This is a genomic window from Mesorhizobium sp. M7A.F.Ca.CA.002.05.1.1, from assembly GCF_003998335.1.
In the GTDB taxonomy this organism is placed as follows: Bacteria; Pseudomonadota; Alphaproteobacteria; order Rhizobiales; family Rhizobiaceae; genus Mesorhizobium.
This window is the reverse complement of sequence record NZ_RZQI01001430.1, coordinates 1-887: the sequence shown is the minus strand read 5'-3', so window position 1 is coordinate 887 and position 887 is coordinate 1. Positions and strand designations below refer to the sequence as shown.

Genomic DNA, 887 nt, shown 5'->3' with positions numbered 1-887 from the left:
CGTCCAGGGCAATGGCCTCAGTTTCACCAACACCAGCGGTACCCTTAATCTGGGCACGCTCAGCCTTGCCAACAATGGCGGCACCGGTGTCATCGCCAACACCAAAACCACCACCTTCACGCTGAACAACACCGGTGGCGTGGTCACCACCACCAACGGCGCGGCGTTCGATCTCGATCCGCTGACCGTCAACATGACGTTTGCCACCGTAAACGCCAGTGGCGGCGCGAGCGGCATCATCTTCGACGGCGTCGCTGGTACCTTCACCGTTACTGGCGCGACCGCCATCGGCAACACGACAGGCTTTGGCATCGATGCCGTCAACACCAACACCGGCACCTTCAACTTCAACACGGTGACGGTGAACAATGCCACCGTCCCCAACACAGGCGGCGGTATCCGAGTCCAGACCGGCACGCTCAACGTCACCGGCCTCGCCAACATCGACACGACCAGCGGCGTTGGTCTCTCGCAGGCCGGCGGCACAACCAGCTTCACCAACGGCTTGACCATCGACACCACCGCCGGCACCGGCATTCTCGCCACCGGCGGCACGATGGGCATCACCGCTACGGCTGCCGCCCAGACGGTGAACGCAACCGGCGGCACAGCGATCAATCTCTCCGGTGTCGCCGCCACCATCGCGCTCGATTCGACCTCGTCGGCCGGTGGCATCAACAATGTCAGCCTGACCGATGTCACGGGTATTGTTGGACTTGGAACTGGTGCGCTGAGCGGCGCAACGGGCGCGTCGTTCAATGTCGTCGGCGGCACGGCTGCCGTGAGCTATTCGGGCACGGTCAACAATTCGGGCGCATTCAGTCCGGCGCTGAATGTCCAGAGCCGGACTGAATGCGCCCGAATTGTTGACCGTGCCCGAATAGCTC

1 protein-coding gene is annotated in these 887 nt (G+C 62.9%); it reads left to right on the top strand.

Features of this window, described 5'->3' with window-relative positions:
- Positions 1-887, top strand: an 887-nt coding sequence (locus tag EN939_RS38400; RefSeq protein ID WP_442919599.1) for a beta strand repeat-containing protein, incomplete at both ends; no start/stop codon positions are given.